24 protein-coding genes and 4 pseudogenes are annotated in these 21,059 nt (G+C 55.2%); 13 read left to right on the top strand and 15 right to left on the bottom strand.

Features of this window, described 5'->3' with window-relative positions; translation table 11 throughout:
- Window positions 1–33 precede the first annotated feature (33 nt).
- Window positions 34–237, top strand: a complete 204-nt coding sequence (locus ISN39_RS37135; RefSeq protein ID WP_246763551.1) for a hypothetical protein — start codon at window positions 34–36, stop codon at window positions 235–237.
- Window positions 238–307: 70 nt separating this feature from the next.
- Here the strand turns inward: ISN39_RS37135 and ISN39_RS32870 are convergent, their stop codons facing one another.
- Window positions 308–781, bottom strand: a complete 474-nt coding sequence (locus tag ISN39_RS32870; RefSeq protein ID WP_194732152.1) for a hypothetical protein — start codon at window positions 779–781, stop codon at window positions 308–310.
- A 413-nt stretch (window positions 782–1,194) separates the two neighbouring features.
- Between ISN39_RS32870 and ISN39_RS32865 the strand changes: the two genes are divergently transcribed.
- The 3 genes from ISN39_RS32865 to ISN39_RS32855 all read left to right on the top strand — a co-directional run bounded on the left by ISN39_RS32865 (window position 1,195) and on the right by ISN39_RS32855 (window position 3,717).
- On the top strand, window positions 1,195–1,650 hold the full coding sequence (locus ISN39_RS32865; protein ID WP_194732151.1) for a transposase: 456 nt from the start codon (window positions 1,195–1,197) through the stop codon (window positions 1,648–1,650).
- Window positions 1,647–2,000 carry an IS66 family insertion sequence element accessory protein TnpB gene (tnpB, locus tag ISN39_RS32860; protein ID WP_060716442.1) on the top strand — a complete coding sequence of 118 codons (354 nt, stop codon included), beginning with the start codon at window positions 1,647–1,649 and terminating at the stop codon, window positions 1,998–2,000. The genes ISN39_RS32865 and tnpB overlap by 4 nt, the downstream gene beginning before the upstream one ends.
- Before the next feature lie 64 nt (window positions 2,001–2,064).
- The gene (locus tag ISN39_RS32855; RefSeq protein ID WP_194732150.1) at window positions 2,065–3,717 is read left to right on the top strand and encodes an IS66 family transposase; all 1,653 of its coding nucleotides are present in this window, start codon (window positions 2,065–2,067) and stop codon (window positions 3,715–3,717) included.
- A gap of 293 nt (window positions 3,718–4,010) precedes the next feature.
- Here the strand turns inward: ISN39_RS32855 and ISN39_RS32850 are convergent, their stop codons facing one another.
- Entirely contained in the window at window positions 4,011–4,499 is a 489-nt protein-coding gene (locus ISN39_RS32850) for an adenylyl-sulfate kinase (RefSeq protein WP_194732149.1), read from the bottom strand.
- A 121-nt stretch (window positions 4,500–4,620) separates the two neighbouring features.
- On the opposite strand from ISN39_RS32850, the gene ISN39_RS32845 reads away from it, so the two are divergent.
- Window positions 4,621–5,286 carry a shikimate kinase gene (locus ISN39_RS32845; RefSeq protein ID WP_194732148.1) on the top strand — a complete coding sequence of 222 codons (666 nt, stop codon included), beginning with the start codon at window positions 4,621–4,623 and terminating at the stop codon, window positions 5,284–5,286.
- On the opposite strand, the gene ISN39_RS32840 is transcribed toward ISN39_RS32845, so the two are convergent.
- Window positions 5,260–5,601, bottom strand: coding sequence for a hypothetical protein (locus tag ISN39_RS32840; RefSeq protein WP_194732147.1), 342 nt, complete (start codon window positions 5,599–5,601; stop codon window positions 5,260–5,262). The genes ISN39_RS32845 and ISN39_RS32840 overlap by 27 nt on opposite strands.
- A 43-nt stretch (window positions 5,602–5,644) precedes the next feature.
- A complete protein-coding gene (locus ISN39_RS32835; protein ID WP_194732227.1) occupies window positions 5,645–5,917 on the bottom strand; it encodes a hypothetical protein in 273 nt (90 codons plus the stop codon).
- A gap of 128 nt (window positions 5,918–6,045) precedes the next feature.
- On the opposite strand from ISN39_RS32835, the gene ISN39_RS32830 reads away from it, so the two are divergent.
- From ISN39_RS32830 to ISN39_RS32820, 3 genes are all read left to right on the top strand, one after another.
- Entirely contained in the window at window positions 6,046–6,723 is a 678-nt protein-coding gene (locus ISN39_RS32830; RefSeq protein ID WP_194732146.1) for a sulfotransferase, read from the top strand.
- 98 nt (window positions 6,724–6,821) lie between these two features.
- Entirely contained in the window at window positions 6,822–7,343 is a 522-nt protein-coding gene (locus ISN39_RS32825; RefSeq protein WP_194732145.1) for a hypothetical protein, read from the top strand.
- A 150-nt stretch (window positions 7,344–7,493) separates the two neighbouring features.
- A complete protein-coding gene (locus ISN39_RS32820) occupies window positions 7,494–8,048 on the top strand; it encodes a 3-dehydroquinate synthase II (RefSeq protein WP_194732144.1) in 555 nt (184 codons plus the stop codon).
- 629 nt (window positions 8,049–8,677) lie between these two features.
- On the opposite strand, the gene ISN39_RS32815 is transcribed toward ISN39_RS32820, so the two are convergent.
- The 4 genes and pseudogenes from ISN39_RS32815 to ISN39_RS32805 form a co-directional block, all read right to left on the bottom strand.
- Window positions 8,678–9,709, bottom strand: a complete 1,032-nt coding sequence (locus ISN39_RS32815; protein ID WP_194732143.1) for an IS110 family transposase — start codon at window positions 9,707–9,709, stop codon at window positions 8,678–8,680.
- 121 nt (window positions 9,710–9,830) lie between these two features.
- Window positions 9,831–11,002 (bottom strand): IS3 family transposase gene (locus tag ISN39_RS32810; RefSeq protein WP_194732142.1). Its coding sequence is split into 2 segments (ribosomal slippage): window positions 9,831–10,753 and window positions 10,753–11,002, totalling 1,173 coding nucleotides; the frame shifts between segments, so codons are not numbered across the junction.
- A gap of 66 nt (window positions 11,003–11,068) precedes the next feature.
- Window positions 11,069–11,227: pseudogene (locus ISN39_RS37130) on the bottom strand (dienelactone hydrolase-related enzyme); the annotation flags it as partial.
- An 84-nt stretch (window positions 11,228–11,311) separates the two neighbouring features.
- Window positions 11,312–12,382: pseudogene (locus tag ISN39_RS32805) on the bottom strand (hypothetical protein); the annotation flags it as partial.
- Window positions 12,383–12,691: 309 nt separating this feature from the next.
- On the opposite strand from ISN39_RS32805, the gene ISN39_RS32800 reads away from it, so the two are divergent.
- The gene (locus tag ISN39_RS32800; RefSeq protein ID WP_194732226.1) at window positions 12,692–12,964 is read left to right on the top strand and encodes a hypothetical protein; all 273 of its coding nucleotides are present in this window, start codon (window positions 12,692–12,694) and stop codon (window positions 12,962–12,964) included.
- A 44-nt stretch (window positions 12,965–13,008) separates the two neighbouring features.
- On the opposite strand, the gene ISN39_RS32795 is transcribed toward ISN39_RS32800, so the two are convergent.
- From ISN39_RS32795 to ISN39_RS32770, 6 genes are all read right to left on the bottom strand, one after another.
- Window positions 13,009–13,263: a hypothetical protein gene (locus tag ISN39_RS32795; RefSeq protein ID WP_194732141.1), complete on the bottom strand. Its 255-nt coding sequence runs from the start codon at window positions 13,261–13,263 to the stop codon at window positions 13,009–13,011.
- A gap of 26 nt (window positions 13,264–13,289) precedes the next feature.
- A complete protein-coding gene (locus ISN39_RS32790) occupies window positions 13,290–13,466 on the bottom strand; it encodes a hypothetical protein (RefSeq protein WP_194732140.1) in 177 nt (58 codons plus the stop codon).
- A 130-nt stretch (window positions 13,467–13,596) separates the two neighbouring features.
- Window positions 13,597–14,289 carry a TIR domain-containing protein gene (locus tag ISN39_RS32785; protein ID WP_194732139.1) on the bottom strand — a complete coding sequence of 231 codons (693 nt, stop codon included), beginning with the start codon at window positions 14,287–14,289 and terminating at the stop codon, window positions 13,597–13,599.
- Entirely contained in the window at window positions 14,274–14,534 is a 261-nt protein-coding gene (locus ISN39_RS32780; RefSeq protein ID WP_194732138.1) for a hypothetical protein, read from the bottom strand. Before ISN39_RS32780 ends, ISN39_RS32785 begins: the two co-directional genes overlap by 16 nt.
- A gap of 135 nt (window positions 14,535–14,669) precedes the next feature.
- The gene (locus ISN39_RS32775; protein WP_194732137.1) at window positions 14,670–15,734 is read right to left on the bottom strand and encodes a ParA family protein; all 1,065 of its coding nucleotides are present in this window, start codon (window positions 15,732–15,734) and stop codon (window positions 14,670–14,672) included.
- 246 nt (window positions 15,735–15,980) lie between these two features.
- Window positions 15,981–17,090 carry a D-alanine--D-alanine ligase gene (locus ISN39_RS32770; RefSeq protein ID WP_194732136.1) on the bottom strand — a complete coding sequence of 370 codons (1,110 nt, stop codon included), beginning with the start codon at window positions 17,088–17,090 and terminating at the stop codon, window positions 15,981–15,983.
- 400 nt (window positions 17,091–17,490) lie between these two features.
- On the opposite strand from ISN39_RS32770, the pseudogene ISN39_RS37125 reads away from it, so the two are divergent.
- From ISN39_RS37125 to ISN39_RS32765, 3 genes and pseudogenes are all read left to right on the top strand, one after another.
- A pseudogene (locus ISN39_RS37125) lies at window positions 17,491–17,704 on the top strand (group II intron reverse transcriptase/maturase); the annotation flags it as partial.
- Between the two features lie 121 nt (window positions 17,705–17,825).
- Window positions 17,826–18,075, top strand: a pseudogene (locus ISN39_RS37120) (IS21 family transposase); the annotation flags it as partial.
- Window positions 18,076–18,343: 268 nt separating this feature from the next.
- Complete coding sequence (locus ISN39_RS32765) at window positions 18,344–18,520, top strand: hypothetical protein (protein WP_194732135.1); 177 nt, start codon at window positions 18,344–18,346, stop codon at window positions 18,518–18,520.
- Between the two features lie 168 nt (window positions 18,521–18,688).
- Here the strand turns inward: ISN39_RS32765 and ISN39_RS32760 are convergent, their stop codons facing one another.
- On the bottom strand, window positions 18,689–19,600 hold the full coding sequence (locus ISN39_RS32760) for a LysR family transcriptional regulator (RefSeq protein WP_194732134.1): 912 nt from the start codon (window positions 19,598–19,600) through the stop codon (window positions 18,689–18,691).
- A gap of 114 nt (window positions 19,601–19,714) precedes the next feature.
- Between ISN39_RS32760 and lysA the strand changes: the two genes are divergently transcribed.
- On the top strand, window positions 19,715–21,058 hold the full coding sequence (lysA, locus tag ISN39_RS32755) for a diaminopimelate decarboxylase (protein ID WP_194732133.1): 1,344 nt from the start codon (window positions 19,715–19,717) through the stop codon (window positions 21,056–21,058).
- The last annotated feature ends 1 nt before the right edge of the window (window position 21,059 follow it).

Raw genomic sequence — 21,059 nt, 5'->3', positions numbered from 1 at the left:
GCGGGGCGCTCCAGGGGCTGATCTTATCTCGACATGGACACGAAACTTGCGGATTTGAAACTCAGGCCATGGCTCCTCGCTGAGCTCAACCAGCTCGGATATGAGGTGGTTGGAGACATGGAACACCTGTCTGCAGTCGAGATTCTGCGGATACCTGGCATGGGCGGACTGGCCTGGCGGAAGATCGCAAAAGCGATGGGGCGGGACCCATTTCCTGACCTGAAAAAGCGGCGATAACGTTGTGCGGGTCTGGTGCCCAAATTTTTCTGGCGCGACGGAGCAACATTTTCGAACGCGAGCTGACGGCTCACGGTACCTGTCGAAGTCTATCCGTCACGTCCATGACACCGGCAACTTCCCAGACGCCATCCCTTGCCAGGAATTTGTGGCTGTTGGTGTGTGCGATATAGACAGCCTTTTCCTTGACTGTGGCGGCCGGAATCAGCGCTGCCCTGACGATCTGGTAGTCATCGTCGAATAGAACGACGGCGAGGATGTCGAAACCATTCAGGTCGCGGATCGCGGAGAGCTGCCGGGATTTGTTGCGCTGATGAATACGGCGGCCTTTCACCTGGTATCTGATTCCAGCACCGTCGAGGGCGTCATACCCCTTGACTGAATTCGCGGCCTGCTGCCAGCCGAAAGCGGCGCAGAAGAGGTATTCGGCCAGGTCCCCGGTCGGGTTGTTGGCGCTCCTGAGGACATTCCGGCCGCGCAGCTCTTCCATGATAGCCGCGTGCATCGTCAACAGCTCGGCCGTCGTCTTTCCCTCGAATTCCATTCGCTCCCTCTCCGTCGCCTTGACACCCTGCCCGGATGCGAACAAATGTGGAACGATGAAACATCGTCGCGGCATTGAAATAGGTCGCCCGAGCAGGGATGCGATCACGTATATCGGGCCTGTCCAGGACCCGATAGGTACGGCTATCGATGATCTTTCCCAGTGGAATACCCTGGGCGGTAGCTGCCCCTCATGCGAGCGGGAAGGGTGGATCGACCGATACGAGCTGCGACGAAAATGGGGCAATGCCATGCTCCATTCTTTGCAACCCCGCCTGAGGTGCTTGGGCTGCGGCAACAAACAGGGAAATCGTTGGATTTTAGGGTATGCGCCGCCTGCATCCCATTGATTCCGCGTGTTTCTGAACGTTGAGGTTTCTGTCAGAAGATTTTCGGCAAAGCTGGAGATTTGGCATGGCGGATGGTCACGGGTTTGTTGGGCGATGCGAAGTTGTCGAGCCTCGTCGGGGAAACCGGCGATGGCCCAATGATCTGAAGGCGCGGATTGTAGCGGAAAGCCTTCAGCCTGGTGCTCGGGTTGTTGATGTTGCGCGTCGTCATGATCTCATTGCGCATCAGCTTTCGGACTGGCGACGGCAGGCACGTCAGGGTCTTCTGGCGCTGCCTGCGGAGCTGATGGCTGGCGTGCCTTGCGAGAATAGCGGCCCATTCGAGCCTGCCTTTGTGCCACTGGCGATTATGACGGAGCCGAAGATTGCTACCGATGCTTCGCCGATCCCGGAGACGGTCGAGATCACTTCGGGGACCATGACGGTAGAAATAGGCGTAGACCTTGTGGTGAGGGTTCCCGGCGATGTGCCGGTTGATCGGGTTGCGGCTCTGGTGCGGGCGATGCGAGGGATGGCATGATCGTCGCGGGCCAACGATTACCGATCTTGATCGCGACGAGGCCGGTGGACTTCCGCTGTGGTCATCAGGCGCTGGCATTGATGGTGCAAACCGAGTTGAAGCTCGATCCGCATTCCGGGGTGACGGTGATCTTCCGGTCGAAGCGCGGGGATCGCCTAAAAATCCTGGTATGGGATGGCACCGGAATGGTGCTGATCTACAAGGTTCTGGAGCAGGGCAATTTTGCCTGGCCGAAGGTGCAGGATGGAACGATGCGTCTTTCTCGGGCTCAATACGAAGCCTTGTTCGAAGGTCTCGATTGGCGACGAGTTATGGCGCAGCGGGTAACAGCGCCGAGTGCGGCAGGATGACTCACCGGCTTGATTTTGGCATTGTTTTATTGGGCTTTTCTGCTTCGATTTGCTATGAAGACGCATGTCGCAGCCGATCGATCTCAGCCAGTTCCCGGACCTTCCTCCCGAGGTATTGAAAGCCTTTGCGGCGGTGCAGTTCGAGCTGTCGGTCGAGCGTGCGGCACGTCAGCATGAGCAGGCAGTGGTGGCCGAGAAGGACGCCTTCATCACCGAGCTGAAGCAGCTGATCGAGAAGCTTGAGGGCCAGGTTCAGGATTATCGGCGTACGAAGTTCGGGCCGAAATCGGAAAAGCTTGATCCGACGCAGATGGAACTGGCGCTGGAAGATCTTGAGACGGCAATTGCCGAAACTCAGGCCCAGATCGCCTTCGTCGAGGGAAAGATCGCGGCCAGCGTATCCGATCCCGAAAAGGGCGTCCCGCGCAAAGAGCGCAAGGCGCGTGCGCTGCCGCAGGGCCTACCGCGGGTCGAGCGGGTGATCGAGCCCGACAGCATTGCTTGCCCCTGTGGTTGCGGCAACATGGTCCGGATCGGCGAAGATCGGACTGAACGACTTGACCAAATTCCGGCGCGCTACCAGGTGATCGTCACGATCCGCCCGAAATACGCGTGTCCCAAGGGCCGCACGGGCGTGGTCCAGGCGAGGGCGCCGGCGCATCTGTTGGAAGGCAGCTGGCCGACCGAAGCCCTACTGGCGCAGATCGCCGTCTCCAAGCATTCCGAACATATGCCGCTCAACCGGCAGGCCGCGGTCATGGCCCGACATGGAGTGCCGATCGACCGCTCGGTCCTGGCCGATTGGATCGGTCGGACGGGCGCTGTGGTCGCGCCGGTGGTAGACCACATGGCCAAACGGCTGATGTCGGAAAGCGCGCGGCTCTATGTCGACGAGACCACGGCCCCGGTGTTGGATCCCGGACGCGGCAAGACGAAGACCGGTTATCTCTGGGCCGTGCTACGCGACGACCGCGGTTGGAACGGATCTGCGCCGCCGGGCGTGGTGTTCCATTATCGGCCTGGGCGTAAAGGCGAATATGCCGCAGAAATCCTCGACGGCTTCAATGGCACGATCCAGGTCGATGCCTACGGTGGCTACTCGCACCTTGCTACGCCAGACCGCACGGGCGGCGATCCGTTGAGGCTGGCCTTCTGCTGGGCACATGGCCGCAGAAAACTGATCAAGGCCAAGCCGAAGAAGGGCTCGCCCATCGTCGACGAGGCGTTGTTGCGCATCGCCGCTCTCTACAAAATCGAAGACAGTATCCGAGGTTGTGATCGCGAACATCGCCGGGCAGTCCGCCAGAACCTGTCCCGCCCGTTGGTGGACGAGTTCTTCACCTGGCTGACAGCTCAGGCCGCGCGCATCTCACGCAAGTCTGACCTCGGCGAGGCCTTGGCCTATATGTTGAAACGCCAAGATGGGTTCCGGCTGTTCCTGGACGACGGCTGCGTCGACATCGACTCCAACCTGGTCGAAAACGCGATCCGTAGCCCAGCCATGAACCGCCGCAATGCGCTCTTTGCCGGCCATGATGAAGGCGGACGGAATTGGGCCCGATTTGCCAGCCTTATTGGCACATGCAAAATGAACGGCGTTGAGCCTTACGCCTACCTGCGCGATCTCTTCGTCAGCCTCGCAAATGGCCACCTCGCCAAAGACATCGACGCCCTCATGCCATGGGCCTATGCGCAACGGATCAGAGCCTCACAATGACCTCGTCCGGGACTCCCCGACGCGCTCATAGAGCCATCCGAAAGCGTAAGACCTGACCGTTGCAACCGGAAAGTCAATGGGGCGGAGACGCCGCATACATTTTAGGTCAGCTACCGCGCTGATCTCGTGCCAACGCTTTTTCCGGGGTCTCCACAATCCGTTGGTCGATTTTCCCAGTTACGTGCTGCTGGCCGGACTTGCCAGCCACACCTCGTTCGCAGCTGATCTACCGCCTTCCGAAGAAGACAAGCCCGGACGGGCTTATCGAAGGCAGCGTTTGGTGCGCTTGCAATTCAAAGTAGGCGCACCAGGGAGTCGGGGTTAAGAACGTGATCACCGCAATTCGTGTCAGGACCATGCAACTGAATTTCGGACGCCACACGTTGAGCCCAGTGCTGGGCATCACCTATAGATGGAATCCTGACATCGTATTTCTGCGGATGCTCAAATATAAGATTTGTATCGGAAAAACGGCCCTCTCTGATTCGATCTAACCAGATAACAAATGCGCTCCCGAAGGCGTCGCGCGTACTGGAAGTTGGGCAGACGAAATCCGCTATCGCGTTGTGACCGGCCTCACAAACTTTGTCGCAAAGCCAGCCCATACGTTTTGCCTGTTCCAACCGATCTTCAAGGGCAAATCCTAAATCACGCGAAATGTTTGCCCGAACGTCGTCTGCGTTAAAATGGACCGCGTTCAAAAGCGGAGCGAGCGCTCGGGAGAACGTGGTTTTCCCCGCGCCGGTCAGGCCCATCACTAGAATTTTCAGACCTCGCCGCATGGCGACCTCCGGTTGATTTAAAATTACCCGGTATACGGGCATAAAATGCTTTTAACAGCAAAGCATAGATTTTATGTAGTTTAGCAATTTCGTAGTGTGGATCGGAATAAGACAGGGCGCCATGAACGTGTCTCATAATTCTCAGCCGGGAACGGCACTGCTCGCCGCTCTCGATGGACGCTGCATTGTGCTCATTGGCATGATGGGCTCGGGCAAGACGTCGGTCGGCCGGCCGCTCGCGGCGCGGCTCGGGCTCGATTTTGTCGACGCCGATGCCGAAATCGAAGCGGCGCACCGCATGACGATCCCACAAATCTTTGCCCGGCACGGTGAGCCCTATTTTCGCGACGGCGAGCGGCGGGTGCTCGCGCGGCTCTTAGCCGAAGGGCCGAAAGTGGTGGCGACCGGCGGCGGCGCCTTCATGAATGCCGAGACCCGCGTGCAGATCGCCGAGCAGGGAGTGTCGATATGGCTGAAAGCTGATTTCGACGTATTGATCCGCCGCGTGCGCCGGCGCGCCAACCGGCCGCTGCTGCAAACGCCCGATCCCGAAGGCGCCCTGCGCAAATTGATCGATGACCGTTACCCAACTTATGCTCTGGCCGACGTGACGGTGGTGTCCGACGACGGCCCGCACGAAATCGTCGCGGCGAAAACGATGCAGGCTTTGATGTCCTATTTGAACGTCCACCCCGTGCCGCACGCCAGCCCGGGCGCGACGGAAGAGAGTATTTCTACGATATCCTGGTCCGCGACGCAATTATTTTACCGGTCCCGCGGAGCTTGACTCGAGCCATTTCCGATGCTCGCCAATCTTCTCCTGCCAGATGATTTCAGCCCGGCCCGCGACGGCTTTCTTGTCGTTTGTTGTTCTGAAAGCGAAACGACTGTTCACAAGGATTAGCTGTATTCCAAGCTCCTCCGCAGCCTGCCTCACGGACAGCTCCCAATGCGGGGACCATCTTCCATCCGCTTCTTTGCGCTTGCCGCGAATCCGTTCCGGAAACTGCGCAATCTTTGCTGAAGTCAGGTCGTGAAGTTGCTGCCTGCTCTCGTCGTGCCGGGGATTGTCGCCGAACAGTAACTCTTTAGTGAAGCTCATAGTGAAACGCCTCCCTTATGCATTCAATCGTTCCCAGTTTCGCTCAGGAATCCAAGATCGAATTCATCTCATGCGGGGCTAAAGTACCGCGTGTCGCGATCAGATAAGCCACCATATAGGTCAGCTTTTGCCTTGATTCGCGAGTGGTCCGCGGCAAGTAACTGACGATCGCCAGCCGGCCAGCTTCTTCGTCTCGAGCAAGGTCCAGCAGTCCCTCTGCATCGGCGACGCTCCCAACCCCACCGACTGTCCTGCGTTCATCCCACGCACGAACGGCATCCGCGGTCGCCAATTGCGCCGCGATATGCCGTTCCATCAACTCACCAAGGGAAACCGCAGTTTCCGCCCTATTCTCTTCTTTGTGTCCGGCCCCACCCGACGGCCCCATGATTTCTACATAAGAAATGCCGTCGGACACTAACGCACTCAAAGCCGTCCGAAGGGTTGAAGGAAAGTAACCCCTACGGGATCGAAGCGAATCCGAAATTAACATCCCAAAATCCACCTGTTGTCCGCGCCAATCTGCAGGCGCTACCACGTTGCATTACAGTCGAAAAGGCACCGATTTACAATTTGGTGCTGGAAATGGCCCTCAACCCAAGTTCGAAAGTAAGGCTCTTTCCGAAATTGGTGCAGGAGTACAAAAGGGAGCGCGACGAATGCACCACGAAATACTATATCGATAAAAGCCATCAAAATCTTTGGCATGTCGAGGAGCTAATCGCAGCCTTTCCCGACGCTCGCTTTATTGCGATTCAAAGAGAGCCGTACGCCGTTGTGGCGAGCATGCTGCGGCACAACTCTCCAGTCGACGTAGATCAGAAAGCCCAAGAGTTTCCGAAGCCCGATTCCATTTTGGAGTGGCATCACAGATGGAAAGAATTTCCTATTCCGAACAGATTTCTCGGGATTAGCGAAGAAATAGCTGGCTCCTACGAGCAATTCTCCATGGCCAAGAAATGTGCCTTGAGGTGGCAAGCTCACAGCGAAAGATTGAAGTATCTCGTCTCAAAATTCGGGGACAGGGTCCACGTCGTCAATTACGAAAACTTGATTTTGCAAAGGCACGATCGAGATCGAGCGATTGGGAAAGTTTCTCGGAATCCACGACTTAACCACTGAAGCAAGGGGTGAATCGCTCCAAAAGTGGAGAGAATTCCTCTCATCCAAACAGTGTGACGAGATTGAAGAAGTGACGGGCCTGAAAAGCGAGGTTTCACATGAAGGACCATAGCGCCAGATACATCTTTGTCGCGCTCGATCACGGCATATCGATGGGAGCGATACATGGATTGCATGACATGGAACAAACGTTGGGTAAGATTCTCGACGGACCGGTGGATTTCCTAGTTGTCAACAAAGGCACATTCCGCCGGCACAAAAACGTCATCGGAGAAGCCCGTTGTTTCATAAATATTTCCGCGGCTTACCGAGATTCGCTTGAGAAGGTACTGGTTGCAACGCCCCAGGAAGTGGCGGCGATGGGTGCTTATGGCGTTTCCGTGCACGTCAATCTCGGAAATGAACACCAGAGCAATATGCTCAGAGATTTAGGCAGCGCTGCAGAGCAGTGCGCGAGGTTGAATCTCAAACTACTAGCAATGATGTATCACCGTTCCTACAATTCCAGCGGCGAAGTGATCGAACAACGGGACACCGAGACCCTGAGTCATTTATGCACTATTGCCGCTGAGCTCGGTGCTGATTTCGTAAAAATTGCGGCCCCGAATCCCGCTTCCTGAAATCACCCGCGGATGAGATGCTTCTAGTTGTAAGGGAAGCAATCGAAGCGGGCGCTGCCGGTGTGTCATTCGGTCGAAACATCTTTCAGAACGAAGACATCGCCCTCATTCTCGAAAGTATTGACAGCACCATGAAAGCAAAAATCTATCATGGTTAGAGAATTTTGGCTCGCAGTTAAAACCTGGAACAAAGAAGTTGTGATGGACGCCATAGAATTAGGATTCAATGGCATCCTCGCTCAGCCAGAATATATATCCCAAATCAGGCAATTGGCCCGTGTGAAAATCATCTCTGCGGATCCTAACGCCGACATGATTTTAGGCAGCGATGTTTTTGAGATATACCTCGACGGAACAAACATAGGCGAAACGCTCAAAACCTCGAATAGCAATGCCCCCGTCATTCTTTATAGCGACGATTGGCGTGTAATACCGATGGAGAATCTCCTAGCTTCTAGATCAAATGTAATTCAGCACGTGCGCAGTTATGAAGAGGCCGCATTAAGTTTCGAAGCGCTGGAGCGAGGTGCTGATGGCATCCTTCTTGAGACCAGTTCCTCCGAAGAAGTCCGGCGCGTGGCTCATGTCGTTTTGCAGTTAATCGTGAGACTCTGCCTGCAAGCATTTCAACGAGATAGCACGGCACACTATTTGGATCGAGCAGTAAATTTGAGATTTCAGTTCGTGATTTGGCACCTAATTTGATATTTTGCCACAAGGACAGGAGCTTTCCATCCTAGCAGATCACGTCCAGTAAATCGGAATTTTTACAACCACTTAAAATCAGAATTGGTCAATGCGGAACATGGGCGGACCGTCTCAAATTAACTGCCAAGAGCTGCTCTAACGGGCGCATTCTCACGTTTAACTGCCAAACGACACCACCCATCTAGCCTTTGAAAGCCTTGATCGCTGCCACTCGGCTCATCGAAGAAGGCTGGATCAGCCACGGTGACCTTGCCCCCAAGTTTTATCCAGTTTTGAGTTCGCTCCAGCGGTTGTCTAATCGCACTCTACTCGTCAAGATGGTTTTTTGCACTCGGCATCGTCACCGCGTCGGAGAAAGAGAACACGGTGTAAAATTGAATGGTTGGTGGTCCCCTCAGCGACCATCTTGCCATCAGAACTATCCTGTGCCGGGAGCAGGGTTGTCTTCGCGGTCGACAGGTGTCGCCGCATAATGGGTCTTCGCAGGTAGGACCTTCCTATGTTTTTGGCGCAGCTCAAATGAGGTGCAGCCGCTGGAACGGAATGATCCAACCCACGTCCGCAGCAGGGACGCTCAGTGCCTCAAACCAGGTTTGACGCGCCGAGGGAGATGGCTGGCGTGTCGCTTACGCTGTGGCGCCAGCCGATGCATGGAATACTTCTCCTGTCTTGAGCATGCTGTGCATAATGACCGCGAGCTTTCGGGCGACGGCCACTGCGGCGCGCTTGAAGCCCAACCGCTCACGCAGCTTAAGTCCCCAGCTCTTGAGGCGGCTTTCGTTATTGGCTCTGGTTCTCGTGAGGATCACCGTTGCTGCTTCATAAAGCAGCCCCCGCAGATGGTTGTCGCCTCGTCGCGAGATATGGCCGTCATAATCGACCTCGCCAGACTGGTAACGCCGCGTTGTCAATCCAAGCCAGGCGCCAACCGAGCGCGACGTTTTGAAATTATCTGGATCTTCAATCGCTGCAACGTAGGATACCGCCGTGACGGCGCCGATACCCGGAATCGTCATTAAAAGCTTCGTCGCCTGACTCTGTCGCGCCGCTGCGAGCAATTGGCGATCGAGATCAGCCGCCCGCTTGCGTATGTCGCGCCACGCATCGAGCAGAGGCAATATGATCCGTGCCAGGCCGTCATTCCCATCCAAAAGTTCCCTTACCTTGCCATCAAATACCCGACCTGTTCCTTGGGGAATGATGAGACCGAACGTCTTCGTCAGGCCGCGGATCTGGTTGCTGAGCTGGGTCGAGATGCTCAGAAGCTGATTGCGAGCCGCCACCAGGGTGCGCGTCAGCATGCTGTCGAACGCCTTTACCCGGACCGCCTTGTAGAACCCGGCTTCGGCTAACTGGGCCAATCCATCCGCATCATTGGCGTCGGTCTTGTTGAGCGTCTCGTTCAAGACCTTTTGCGCGTGCCGCGCTTCGATGCAGATCGCGGGAACCCCTTCGGCCATCAGTGCATGATAGAACCACGTCGACAATGGCCCCGTTTCAAACACAACGCGCTTGGCGTGCGGGGCGTGCTTGCGGATCACCTGCGCCAAGAGCTTTGGATCAGAAGGGCACTTCCCGCGCCATATCCGCTTCCCGTCTTGTCGGATCGAAATCGCGGTATCTTTTAATGAAATGTCCAGCCCTATATATTGGTCCACGGTTGCCTCCATTTGATGTTTGGGCCCGGTTCCAATCGTGAGCCCGTATATCCATCTTATCGGGGGCAACCACCCTCGCCAGCCATCATTCTAAAAATGGCCTGGGACGATCGCGCCGCGATTACCCCATGTTTTTGGTTGCTGCATTTATGGCGGTAGCGGCGGGTTGCGGTGCGGAGCCATTTCGGCTGCGCAGCACCGCATCACGTCGCGGGTCGATAGTCTGAGCGAATTCGGCAGGTGTCATCCAGCCGATGCTCGAGTGCGGCCGGTGATCGTTGTAATCCACGCGCCAGTTTGAAAGAGCGGATCGGGCTTGAGTCAATGATGAGAAGAGCGTCTCGTTCAAGAACTCGTCGCGGAGCCGTCCGTTGAAGCTTTCGATGAAGGCGTTCTGGACCGGCTTGCCTGGGGCAATGTAATGCCAATCCACCTTGCCCCGATCCGTCCATTGCAGAATGGCGTTGCTGGTGAATTCGCTGCCGTTGTCGCTGACGATCATCCTGGGCTTGCCACGTTTCTCCATGATCCGATCCAGCTCACGGGCGACCCGCAGGCCGGACAGCGAAGTATCGGCGACGAGAGCCAGGCATTCCCTTGTGCAGTCATCCACGACCGTCAGAATCCGGAACCTGCGGCCATCGGTGAGTTGATCCGACACGAAGTCCAGCGACCAACGATCATTGGCAGCCGTCGGGATCAACATCGGCGCTCGGGTGCCTATCGCTCGCTTACGCCCGCCACGCTTGCGCACGGTCAGCTTCTCCTCCCGATAGAGCCGGAAGAGCTTCTTGTGGTTCACAAGGTGTCCCTCGCGTCTGAGCAGCACATGAATGCGTCGATATCCAAAGCGGCGGCGTTCATGTGCCAGCGCCTTCATTCGCTCGCGAAGGCCATGATCGTCGCTGGGCCTGGTTTCATAATGGATCGTCATTCGGCAAAAGCCGATGGCTTTACACGCCCGCCGTTCGCTCATCCCATGTTGGCTCATCAGATGCGCGACAGCATTTCGCTGGGCTGCGGGCGTCACCACTTCTTTCCCAAAAGGTCCTTCAAAGCTGCATTGTCGAGCATGGCATCCGCCAGCAGCCGCTTCAGCTTCGCGTTCTCGTCCTCCAGCGTCTTCAGCCGCTTGGCTTCGGACACGTCCATGCCGCCGAACTTGGCTTTCCACTTGTAGATGCTGGCGTCGCTGACACCGTGCTTGCGGCAAAGCTCCGAGACCGGCGTACCTGCCTCGTGCTCCTTCAATATGCCGATGATCTGTTCGTCTGTGAAACGGTTGCGCTTCATTCTCTGGTCCTCTCAATGAGCCAGAGCTTACTTCAAAATGGATTATTTCAACGGGGCAAGGTCAGCGGCCTGGTCCGCAAGAACACAAAACTCCTCGAGACTTGTTATCTTCTTGGCGCCTGGAAAGGCGCGTTCCCCGTCAAGGACGAGGCCCGTTCTCTCCTTCCCCTCTTCGCCGCGCCGCGCCCGCCGCTCATCCCAACGATCAAGCCAACTATGATACACTCTGATTTCCTACCTCACTCGGTCTCCACGCCCAAACCCTGGGTCACAGAGGCCATATATCCCGAGCAGCATTCCGATGCGGACCATCGTGTGAAGCAAAATGAGACCTGCGAAGAACAGATAAAAGCATAGGCACATGTATAGATATGCGAGAGCGGTGAACACAATCGACATTGGCACCGATATAACTTCAGGGCGCACAATAGCCAACGTGCCCCAACTCGTCGCGTAGTCATCACCGCCGTTCATCAATGGGATCAAGCACACGCCGATCCACTGAAAAAGACCGGCGAACAATACACAAATCAAGAAAACCGCCCAATATGTATACGAAGAAGCTTCGACGTTTCGCGCCCAAGCATCTTCGCTTTCCATCCTGTCGCCCTGGGCCACAAGCTTTAAGCGCACTTCGTATTTCCAGAAGACCAACAGCTCTATTGCGATCGCAAAAAACAGTGGTAAAAGCACCATGAAGAGGAATGTCCAATTCGGTGCCCAAAGAAACCCAACCTGCTTCACGACGCCATCCGCCCGGACGTAAGTGGCGCTGTGAATGCCCGTGATGTACGACAAGAAGCCAAGGGCTGTGGCACCTGCAAATACCGACGCGGGCAAATTCAAGGGCGATCCGCTAGAAAAAAGCGCTTCCGATCTCCGTGCCAAGCTGAAACGCCGACTCGGCCTGTTGCTATCAGGTATTAGGGCCAGCTCTGCCCGGGACTCTGCCTCATCCTCGACGGTTGCAGTCGATGAGATTTCTGGAACCGCTAGCGCAGCGCCGCCTCCTGATTTCTTCAAATCTCGTCTCTTGGCCGTTAACCGAGATTGCGCGGCACCAAGCTCCATCTGCCATTCGCTGGTTGCCCCCGGATCATCGCACCCAAAAATCCTTGCCAGCCAACGAATGTTGGCCGTGCTAATTCCCTTCTCGTTCTCTTGAAACCAAAGCTGCACCGTTCGGAGATCGACCCCAATCCGATTGGAATCTATCTGTGAAATCGCCTCTGCAAGAAGCTCGGGCGTCCATGGCCCTGCAGGAAAACCATCGCTACCTAATGGCCGCCCTGCTCCGGCCGCGGCTAATCGCTTGAATAATTCTTTGAAATCACTCCCGTCCTTCGGTGGAGGGAGAAAAAACTTTCCATTTTTTAACAAAGACTTGCTGGCTCTGATTTCGTTTGGTTTCGTTTGATTTCTTACCTTATCGTGCCTTCGTCCTCAATCAATGCGTTTAAATGCAACGTGGTAGCGCCTGCAGATTGGCGCGGACAACAGGTGGATTTTGGGATGTTAATTTCGGATTCGCTTCGATCCCGTAGGGGTTACTTTCCTTCAACCCTTCGGACGGCTTTGAGTGCGTTAGTGTCCGACGGCATTTCTTATGTAGAAATCATGGGGCCGTCGGGTGGGGCCGGACACAAAGAAGAGAATAGGGCGGAAACTGCGGTTTCCCTTGGTGAGTTGATGGAACGGCATATCGCGGCGCAATTGGCGACCGCGGATGCCGTTCGTGCGTGGGATGAACGCAGGACAGTCGGTGGGGTTGGGAGCGTCGCCGATGCAGAGGGACTGCTGGACCTTGCTCGAGACGAAGAAGCTGGCCGGCTGGCGATCGTCAGTTACTTGCCGCGGACCACTCGCGAATCAAGGCAAAAGCTGACCTATATGGTGGCTTATCTGATCGCGACACGCGGTACTTTAGCCCCGCATGAGATGAATTCGGTCTTGGATTTGTGAGCGAAGCTGGGAACGATTGAATGCGCATTGCGGAACGGCGCGCCCTACGCGTGCTTACACCAGAGCAACGGAATATCCGGATTGACGAGCTTGCTGTCATGGTCGCGCTTCATCGCCTTCGTGGGACTGCATCTCCAATTCAGGTAAAGGAGATTGCGAAGCAGGTCGAAATCGACCACGAGAGAGCGGCTTTGCTGCTCAAGTCCCTCATAGACCGAGACTTCATCGATCCTATCGAAATTGACTTCGGGAATGGGAACTGAAAGGTGCCGCGCGGTTTGCCGCGCAGGCTTCGCCATCTGCCCGGATCGCCTTGGGTTACAGATCAACCGCCACGGCCAAAAAGCCTTTCGTTCCATTCGCGGTTATTGATCTTGCCAGCGCGATATTCGTAGTTCAGGCCGAGCCTCCGGCGGGCTCCTCCTCTTCGGCTTTTCCGGAAGAGCTTTGGATTGACGCCTTCCTGGCCATCTCCGTCTTCGGCCGAGCGTGGCACTCCCATTGATCCCGCTCCGTCTGTGGCGCAAAACAGATGATTTCGTAGCTTTCGAACTTAGGAAAACGTGGGTCTTTTGTGCATAGGCTCTCAATAGCCCCGCCGAAGCGCTGAAATCCGCACTCAAACGTTTCCCTCATGTCCCAATGTTTTTCTTCAGGGTCGGCCGGCGCGCGTGAATCCTGTCGGATAGACCAGATCCACAATAGGGGCACTGGTACTCTTCGATTTGCTCCTGCAGGTCCTCCATCTGCTCGCGCAGCTCTTCAATCTCGCTCTGCAGTTTTTGGAGCGTCGCCCCACTCGCCATCTCTTCGAGTTCGGCGCGGGGATGCAGGCTGTAAAGATCAGGCCTAACGAGGCGGAGAATTTGTATCGCTGCCTCGTCGACGTCGATGTGCTGAGTGTCGATTGCCATCTTGTCTGCCAGGGACGGGCTGAGCGCAGCGACGTCAGCTCTCGTCACGCCCAACCAAATCGGCACAATTTTCCGGTCTTCCTCCACATTAAGGCCAATTAGCGCGTGCAATTCGTGCTGTGTCCATTTCCGTTTGGTGAATGCGGGGCTGATGACAACGATGCCAAAGGCAGACTGCGCGATACCCTTGTCGATCGCCCCGGCTATGCTGTCGCCAAGGCCAATCGAGAACTCGTCGTACCAGACGTTGACGCCTAGTCGGCGCAAGGCCTCGGCAAAGGGCCGAACAAAACTGTCTTTGTCGGGTGAGGCGTGACTGATAATACGTCGTGCTGTTTCGCCATGCCCATCTCTCTTCCGTGCCTTTTCTGGAAAACTTAAACGCTGATGGGGATTCAGCCACGCATACATTCCTTGATCAAGGCGGCTCCTTTCATTGAAAGCGCCCACCCTGCACCACCACGGGAGCCGGGACTGTTCACCACGAAGCCCTTGGCCTCATAATCCCACATCGCGGCAAATGCTCTCTCCCGTGCGTCTATGCGGTTGATAGAAGCGCTACGCTTGTAGATATCACGGGCGAGGTCGCCGCGTTCCAGCCTCCTGACCAAATAGATTGCGGAGGTCAGCGGCAGTGCGCTGACTGGCGATGTCATGATGCATCGTCATCCTGGCCTTGTGACGGCAAAATCTACAGGAAAACAAAATCTACAGGAAAATTGCCCCTCGACTTCGAAATTCTGGCGCAAAAGTCGGGATTTCTGGACCGACTTTTGCGACACGATGTAGGCTCAAACAATCGTCTTCACGAAATCGCTGATGTTGGGCTTTTGCCGGTCGAGCTGCGATTGGTTCACCGTGATAGTTTTCCCGGCAAGGTTCTTGGTGCCGGCATGCAGCCCCATAATCGGGATACCGAGCGCTCCTGAAATCACCGAGGCGGTATTCGCGTCGTTGATCTCTGCCTGAAACATGCGCCGGAAATCACGCGGCGACGAAGGAATGGGGGTGCCAGCAGGATGGATAGCAAAAAGGCTCGGGTTGCTCTTCCAGACGTTCCAGATTTCAGCACCGATCTCATTAACGACCGTCTTAAACGCGCCGGCAGCACCCAAGTTCATCTGTGTCAGCCTGTTGCCCACATAGCTGTAGATGCGCGGTATCGACATTCTCCAGCGCTGAGATTCCAGGAAGAACTGAGACTGAGGCGCACCAGCAATACGGGTGATCCCGAAGAGCAATGCAAGCACAGCCTTGACCGCACGTTTTGACGATCCATCAGCCGAGAAAGGAATAATGAGGTTATCCGAGGCTGACATAGCAAGCTCCGTATAGACCGTGAAGCTCGGATTGCAGTCGATGAAGACGGTCGAATCCTTCACATCCCAAGACCGGCGAATATCCGCAATCAGATCAGATATCCAAAGGTGCACAATCCGCCACGCGTCTGCTGGGCCGGGTGCCGTTGCATTCGCCACACGAGAAGCTTGGATCTCAAGCTCCTCATCCCCGACGACCAGGTACAGGTTATTGGGGATCGTGTTGTTGTAGGGTCGCACGTGGGTGACATATGAGGCTCCAACATTGGGGCTCATATAAGGGCTTAGAATGCGCTCTTCGACATATCCAGCAATCGTTTTTCGCCGAGCAGCGGCGGTCAGGGCGATCTGATCCAAATGCCTCTCGCCCTCGATAATGCCGCCGAGAAGCATACTCGACGAGTTCGATTGCGGGCATAGATCGATAACGAGGACTTTTTCATTCGGATGGGTGCGCGCATACTCAGCGGCGATCTGGAAAGTCAGATAGCTCTTTCCGACCCCGCCCTTGTTATTCCAAATTGCATAAACTGACATGGTAACCTCTCCGGCATGATTTCCTGCTCTCTCTGCCAGAAAATTGAACTCTACTGTTACAGTTTTTCCGCGCCGAAGCGGCTTTACCGCATGGAATTTTGAATTCCGGAAGGCGGTCTATATCATCCCAAGGAAGAGGCCGCCCTTACTGGTAAAGTCCGGCGCAATTCTGAGGGAGGTCAGTGCAACACTATCATCTAATCAGTCAGAAGGCTTCATAGCGGCGGCTGCCGAGCCTCCCCCGGTTCAAGACCCATTGATACGCTCGTATTCGATATAATGGCCAGGCTTTCGATAAGCATTTGAGTCTGCCATGACGCGCGATATTAGGTCTATGACTGTCATGCCATGACGGTGAAGCATTTTTTCGAATGAGCTACTTTCAGCTAGCCCGGGAATGTAATTGCATTCCAAGAACCAAATATTTGATTCCCTACAAACTCTGAAATCGAATCGCACCATATTGTAAAAATCTAGTGAAGAAGCAATCTTTTGTGTTAATGACTGTAGCCTGCAGAAAATATCACTATTGTCGCTTATTACTTGTTTCTTGGCAATTCTGCTAGAGTATTTTTGGTCACGCCCACAAAATTGCATATCCGCTTCGAGCTTTACGATCGGAAGCGTTGTGATCATACGCGATCCTATTATACAGCCACATGTATACTCGTCACCGGGAATGAACTCTTGAATAAGCGCTGCCTTATCGTGGGCAAATATAGTGCGAAGAAGGGCCTCGATTTCCGCCTTCGAATTGGCAGGCTCATGGAATAACTTGGCAAATAGTGATGAACCAAGTGAATTCGGCTTCACTACAATCGAGCGCTTCAATGACTTCGCGATTTCTATTGAATCGGCAACGTTTGTCGGTGTTACGAGTATTGTCTCCGGCACTTTTACGAGTTCAGCAGGCAACACCGAGGATACGAAGGACGACATTGCGTACTTATTCATCGTCAACGACGCGACGTGCGGGTCGCCGAACGTGCCTCTTAGGCCTGCAAGCGCCGCAAGCGTCTGCACGCCTCCGTCCTCTCCGAACTGTCCGTGCAACAAATTCACGACATATTCATCGCGAGATTTGATCGAATCAAAGATGGTAAGCAGTGTGTGTCCAGGGAGAGTGCTAGTGTCGGAAAGACAGGCCTGAAGCTTCTCGATTGTAAGCGCGTTGCAGAATGGGATCGTGCGGACAAGGCCATCATTTCGGCTAATGTGATAAAGATGTTTCACAGCGAATGGTCGCTTTTCATCGCTGAGAGCTAAGTAGGAGGAGATGACGTTTGTTAAGGAAGTAATGGATCCATCATACTCCGTTGAAATACCACCGAATAAGAATGAGACTTCAAGGGGCATATTTTCGTGTCCTTCGTCGCTGTTTGAGTTTGGGATGCGGTGATTTGGGACGGCCAACCTCTGGTTTCGTCTATTGCATTACCTTGGCTCGTTTGAGCAAGAGATCGTAAGTCTCGTTGCCTCGGGGATCAGTAAGCTGTCTTTCAGCTGCAGCCTGTGCAAACGACGTGCCAATCTAACAAGACGTGCAGGTGAAAGGGGAAATCATGCGTACGGCCCGAAACGCAGGAAACTTGCGCCCTTGTTGTGTAGGGTTTCAAACGCAGGTGCTCTGAACCCGACACGACTGGACAGCTTCTGTAATGGGTCAATATCTTTCTCCTTTTTTGTTCGTCGCCAGCGGGCATCACCTTTCTGTTCCGAGTTTATGCCGACCGTCGAACTATGCCGAACCGGTGGTCTGGGTATTCCAACCCTGACGGACCGCATCGTTCAACGTGTATGTTGATGGCCATGAATCTGGAAAGTGATTTCCATCGTTTATCCTATGGCTTCCAGCCGGAACGGAGCGTGCATCATGCCGTTCGTACCGTGAAGATACGGCTACAGGATCGGACACGACAAGCGGCCGCTGGATCATCGAAGGTGATCTCGCAAGCTATCTCGACACGGTGTCGATACCGGACAATACTCCCCATAAGTGCCGTTTGAATCTTCCCCGGTTTGGGCTGTTGCCGGTCTTCCGGCGGCGCAATCTCACCGATACTCTTTCCGATGGTCCGAAAGGGGATTTCGGTGATCAAGCTGAGGGAGATGATAATGATCCTGGACCTGCATCGGCAGAGGCTGACGGTTTCGGCCATTTCAAGACAAGCAGGCATCGATCACAAGACGGTGCGCAAATTATATCGAGCGCGGCCTGGAAGCTCCAGTCTGAGCCGAGACAGCCGCGTGCGACGGTGATTGCTCCTTATGCGGCCTATCTTCGGGATCGCATCAAAGCCTATTGCCCGGATTGACGGGGCAACGTCTGTTTCGGGAGATCTAGGAACGCGGCTATCGCGGCGGCTACAAGAGCCACGCGGGCGGGCGCATGGCTTCATCCGGGGATGCCGGTCACGAGCGCATCCGCCCATGACGGAGCCCAGTCAGGAATGTCGTGACGAAGGACAACACGGCCTCCACCGTCTGGGCCGGCAGCGCCTACAGATCAAAGGCGAACGAGGAATGGCTGGCGAAGAACGGTCTGAAGTCGGACATCCATCAAAAGAAGTCGAAGGGCCGCCCCATACCGGAGGTCATGTCTAAGGCCAATGGCTACGATCGAAGATCAGGTCCGCCGTCGAACACGTTTTCGCCAGGCAGAAAGACAAGATGAAACCGTCAGAACCATTGGCATTCGCCGTGCAACGATGAAAATCGGCATGGCGAATATCGCCTACAACATGCTTCCATACGTCTTCCATGAAGGCAGACGCGCTATCGCATGACTATCGTCAGCCCGAGAGGGCGATATAAGCCAACAGTTCCAGCATGAAATCGCCGGCCGATACCGACAAAAGCCATCAGACCGCGCCGCCAATCACAAATTCAACGGTATTTCGAGCCTTCCAACTGTTCGTCGGATTTTTGCGGGACGGTTTCAACCACATTGAATCTCAAAGGGAACGCAATTTTTCAACGACTTCGTTTGCAACCTGACGCATCACACTCACAAAAAGGTCGGCGTGAGTGGATCTCAGTGCCTTGGCCGGTCTCCACAGATTCAGCTGATACGGCACAGGCACACTAAAGCGACGCAGGGCAACGCCTTTCGCGGCATAGTGCGAAGCTGTCAAAGGATTGACGATGGAGACGCCAACACCGGAAGCGACCATCGAACAGACGCCTGTGGCCGTCGTTGCTTCCACGCAATACCTTCGAGAGACGCCCTCGGCCTCGAAGATCAGATCGATCTTACGGCGGTACGGATCCTCTTGAGCGAAGTAGACGAAATCAGTGCCTTGGAAATCCTTCGGCTCCAACGCGCTCTTGGACGTAAGGGCATGGTTGCGAGGAAGCACGCATACGACTTCACCAACATCGATGGTTTCCGTGGTCGCATCATCGGCTTCGAAGCTGCCTTCCGTCAAACCTATGTCGAACATCTGGGTGGTCAGATCGTGCCGCAGTTGAACTTCCTCGAGAGAATGTATCGATAGATGGACTTGCGATCGACTTTTCAGGAAACGTTCTGCGACCAATGGAAGGAACGCCTCGGCATAGGCGGGAAGGCTCGCGATCCTCAAGTGAGCCGCGTTATGTTGCTTGATAGCTAATGCGACGCGGCTGATTTCCTGCATCCCCACGAAAGAGCGGCTTACGGCGGAGTGAAGAAGTAGAGCTTGATTGGTTGGAGAAAGACGCTTTCCGAAGCGATTGAAAAGTTCGAAGCCGAGATAGGCTTCAAGCTCCCGAAGCTCTCTGCTTACCGTCGGCTGCGAGGTGCCGAGCGTCTCCGCGGCAGCAGTAGTGCTCTTGTAGATCATCACAGCATTGAAAATTTCAATCTGACGCTGACTCAGTCGCATGAAGCCGGTCTCGTATATATCAGGAATGAATTATGGGTGGCCAATTTAGTATTTTGTCGCGTTTTTGTCATCTGCAAATATCGGACCTAGGACATTGCTAAATGCGAGACGCAGATGACACTTCTGAACGGAAATGAACGCGCGGCACGATCACCGGCGCTCCACCACGACAGCTTCTCCTATGAGAGTGGTCAACTGTTTATCGAAGGGATGTCAGTTAACGAAATTGCAGACGCCATTCCAACGCCGTTCTATTGCTACAGCGCCGCTACGATCAGCAACGCCTACAGACTGCTGGCCGACAAACTCGGCTCGTCGCGAACTTCGATCTGTTTTGCCGTCAAGGCGAATAGCAACGTTTCCGTGCTGCGGCTGCTCTCGGATCTGGGTTGCGGGATGGACATCGTATCAGGTGGCGAGTTGGAGAGGGCGCTTGCCGCCGGCACGCAGCCGTCCAAGCTCGTTTTTTCCGGTGTCGGCAAGACCCGAGCGGAGATCTCTCGCGCCTTGGCGGTTGGCATCCATCAGATCAATGTCGAATCGCCCGCCGAGCTGGATGCCATTCGGGACATCGCTCGATCGCTCGGTCGTAGGGCACCTATAGTCTTCCGGGTAAATCCCGACGTCGATGCGAAGACCCACGCGAAAATCAGCACTGGAAAAAAAGGAGACAAGTTCGGAATCGCCCTCGAGGAAATCCCGGAACTGTACGCGAAGGCCGAAGCGTCGCCCGAACTTGATGTAGCTGGTCTTGCCGTGCACATTGGATCACAGCTCCTGGATCTGTCGCCTTACCGGGCAGCGTACGAACGGCTCGCTGACCTCGTAAAGACACTGCGGTCCCGCAGTCACCAGGTACGGCGCCTCGACCTAGGAGGTGGCTTGGGAATCTCCTATGATTTCGGGGCCGGGCCTGATGTCGGTGAGTACGCGAAGATTATTGAGGAAACGGTCTCGTCCATCGATTGCGAACTCACCGTCGAACCCGGTCGGTGGCTCGTCGGACCAGCGGGCTTGCTGGTCACTGAAGTGCTGTATCTGAAGAATACTGGCAATATGGCGACCGCCATCGTCGACGCTGCCATGAACGACCTCATGCGACCCTCGCTGTATAGCGCCGTTCATCCGGTACTGCCGCTGCAAAATATCGACGGTGGCGACTCCTCGACGTATCAGTTGGTCGGTCCTGTCTGTGAAACTTCCGACGTTTTCGGAAGCTACGAAGGCCTACCCAAGCTTCGGGAAGGGGCTCGGCTCGCATTCGGTTGTGCAGGCGCCTATGGGGCATCGATGGCTTCTACCTATAATTCCCGAGATCTGATCGCAGAAGTTCTGGTTGATGGCGCCCAGTTCCGGGTCATTCGGCGTCGCCAGACGATCGGGGACCTCCTCGCCCTCGAGGCGGACGCGCCATGGCAGTCATCCAATACCTATGCTGACGCAGCAACAGCGCTTTGAA

The sequence above is a fragment of the Rhizobium sp. 007 genome (assembly GCF_015353075.1).
GTDB lineage: Bacteria > Pseudomonadota > Alphaproteobacteria > Rhizobiales > Rhizobiaceae > Rhizobium.
Note: the sequence above shows the minus strand (reverse complement) of the source record. Positions and strands in the feature narration are given on the sequence as shown.

What these genes read in the sequence shown, in the direction of transcription:
- ISN39_RS37135 (WP_246763551.1), top strand. Translation starts at nt 34, where the DNA reads ATGGACACGAAACTTGCGGATTTGAAACTCAGGCCATGGCTCCTCGCT.
- ISN39_RS32870 (WP_194732152.1), bottom strand. Translation starts at nt 781, where the DNA reads ATGGAATTCGAGGGAAAGACGACGGCCGAGCTGTTGACGATGCACGCG.
- ISN39_RS32865 (WP_194732151.1), top strand. Translation starts at nt 1,195, where the DNA reads ATGGCGGATGGTCACGGGTTTGTTGGGCGATGCGAAGTTGTCGAGCCT.
- tnpB (WP_060716442.1), top strand. Translation starts at nt 1,647, where the DNA reads ATGATCGTCGCGGGCCAACGATTACCGATCTTGATCGCGACGAGGCCG.
- ISN39_RS32855 (WP_194732150.1), top strand. Translation starts at nt 2,065, where the DNA reads ATGTCGCAGCCGATCGATCTCAGCCAGTTCCCGGACCTTCCTCCCGAG.
- ISN39_RS32850 (WP_194732149.1), bottom strand. Translation starts at nt 4,499, where the DNA reads ATGCGGCGAGGTCTGAAAATTCTAGTGATGGGCCTGACCGGCGCGGGG.
- ISN39_RS32845 (WP_194732148.1), top strand. Translation starts at nt 4,621, where the DNA reads ATGAACGTGTCTCATAATTCTCAGCCGGGAACGGCACTGCTCGCCGCT.
- ISN39_RS32840 (WP_194732147.1), bottom strand. Translation starts at nt 5,601, where the DNA reads ATGAGCTTCACTAAAGAGTTACTGTTCGGCGACAATCCCCGGCACGAC.
- ISN39_RS32835 (WP_194732227.1), bottom strand. Translation starts at nt 5,917, where the DNA reads ATGGAACGGCATATCGCGGCGCAATTGGCGACCGCGGATGCCGTTCGT.
- ISN39_RS32825 (WP_194732145.1), top strand. Translation starts at nt 6,822, where the DNA reads ATGAAGGACCATAGCGCCAGATACATCTTTGTCGCGCTCGATCACGGC.
- ISN39_RS32820 (WP_194732144.1), top strand. Translation starts at nt 7,494, where the DNA reads ATGGTTAGAGAATTTTGGCTCGCAGTTAAAACCTGGAACAAAGAAGTT.
- ISN39_RS32800 (WP_194732226.1), top strand. Translation starts at nt 12,692, where the DNA reads ATGGAACGGCATATCGCGGCGCAATTGGCGACCGCGGATGCCGTTCGT.
- ISN39_RS32795 (WP_194732141.1), bottom strand. Translation starts at nt 13,263, where the DNA reads ATGGCGAAGCCTGCGCGGCAAACCGCGCGGCACCTTTCAGTTCCCATT.
- ISN39_RS32790 (WP_194732140.1), bottom strand. Translation starts at nt 13,466, where the DNA reads ATGGGAGTGCCACGCTCGGCCGAAGACGGAGATGGCCAGGAAGGCGTC.
- ISN39_RS32785 (WP_194732139.1), bottom strand. Translation starts at nt 14,289, where the DNA reads ATGTATGCGTGGCTGAATCCCCATCAGCGTTTAAGTTTTCCAGAAAAG.
- ISN39_RS32780 (WP_194732138.1), bottom strand. Translation starts at nt 14,534, where the DNA reads ATGACATCGCCAGTCAGCGCACTGCCGCTGACCTCCGCAATCTATTTG.
- ISN39_RS32775 (WP_194732137.1), bottom strand. Translation starts at nt 15,734, where the DNA reads ATGTCAGTTTATGCAATTTGGAATAACAAGGGCGGGGTCGGAAAGAGC.
- ISN39_RS32770 (WP_194732136.1), bottom strand. Translation starts at nt 17,090, where the DNA reads ATGCCCCTTGAAGTCTCATTCTTATTCGGTGGTATTTCAACGGAGTAT.
- ISN39_RS32765 (WP_194732135.1), top strand. Translation starts at nt 18,344, where the DNA reads ATGGCTACGATCGAAGATCAGGTCCGCCGTCGAACACGTTTTCGCCAG.
- ISN39_RS32760 (WP_194732134.1), bottom strand. Translation starts at nt 19,600, where the DNA reads ATGCGACTGAGTCAGCGTCAGATTGAAATTTTCAATGCTGTGATGATC.
- lysA (WP_194732133.1), top strand. Translation starts at nt 19,715, where the DNA reads ATGACACTTCTGAACGGAAATGAACGCGCGGCACGATCACCGGCGCTC.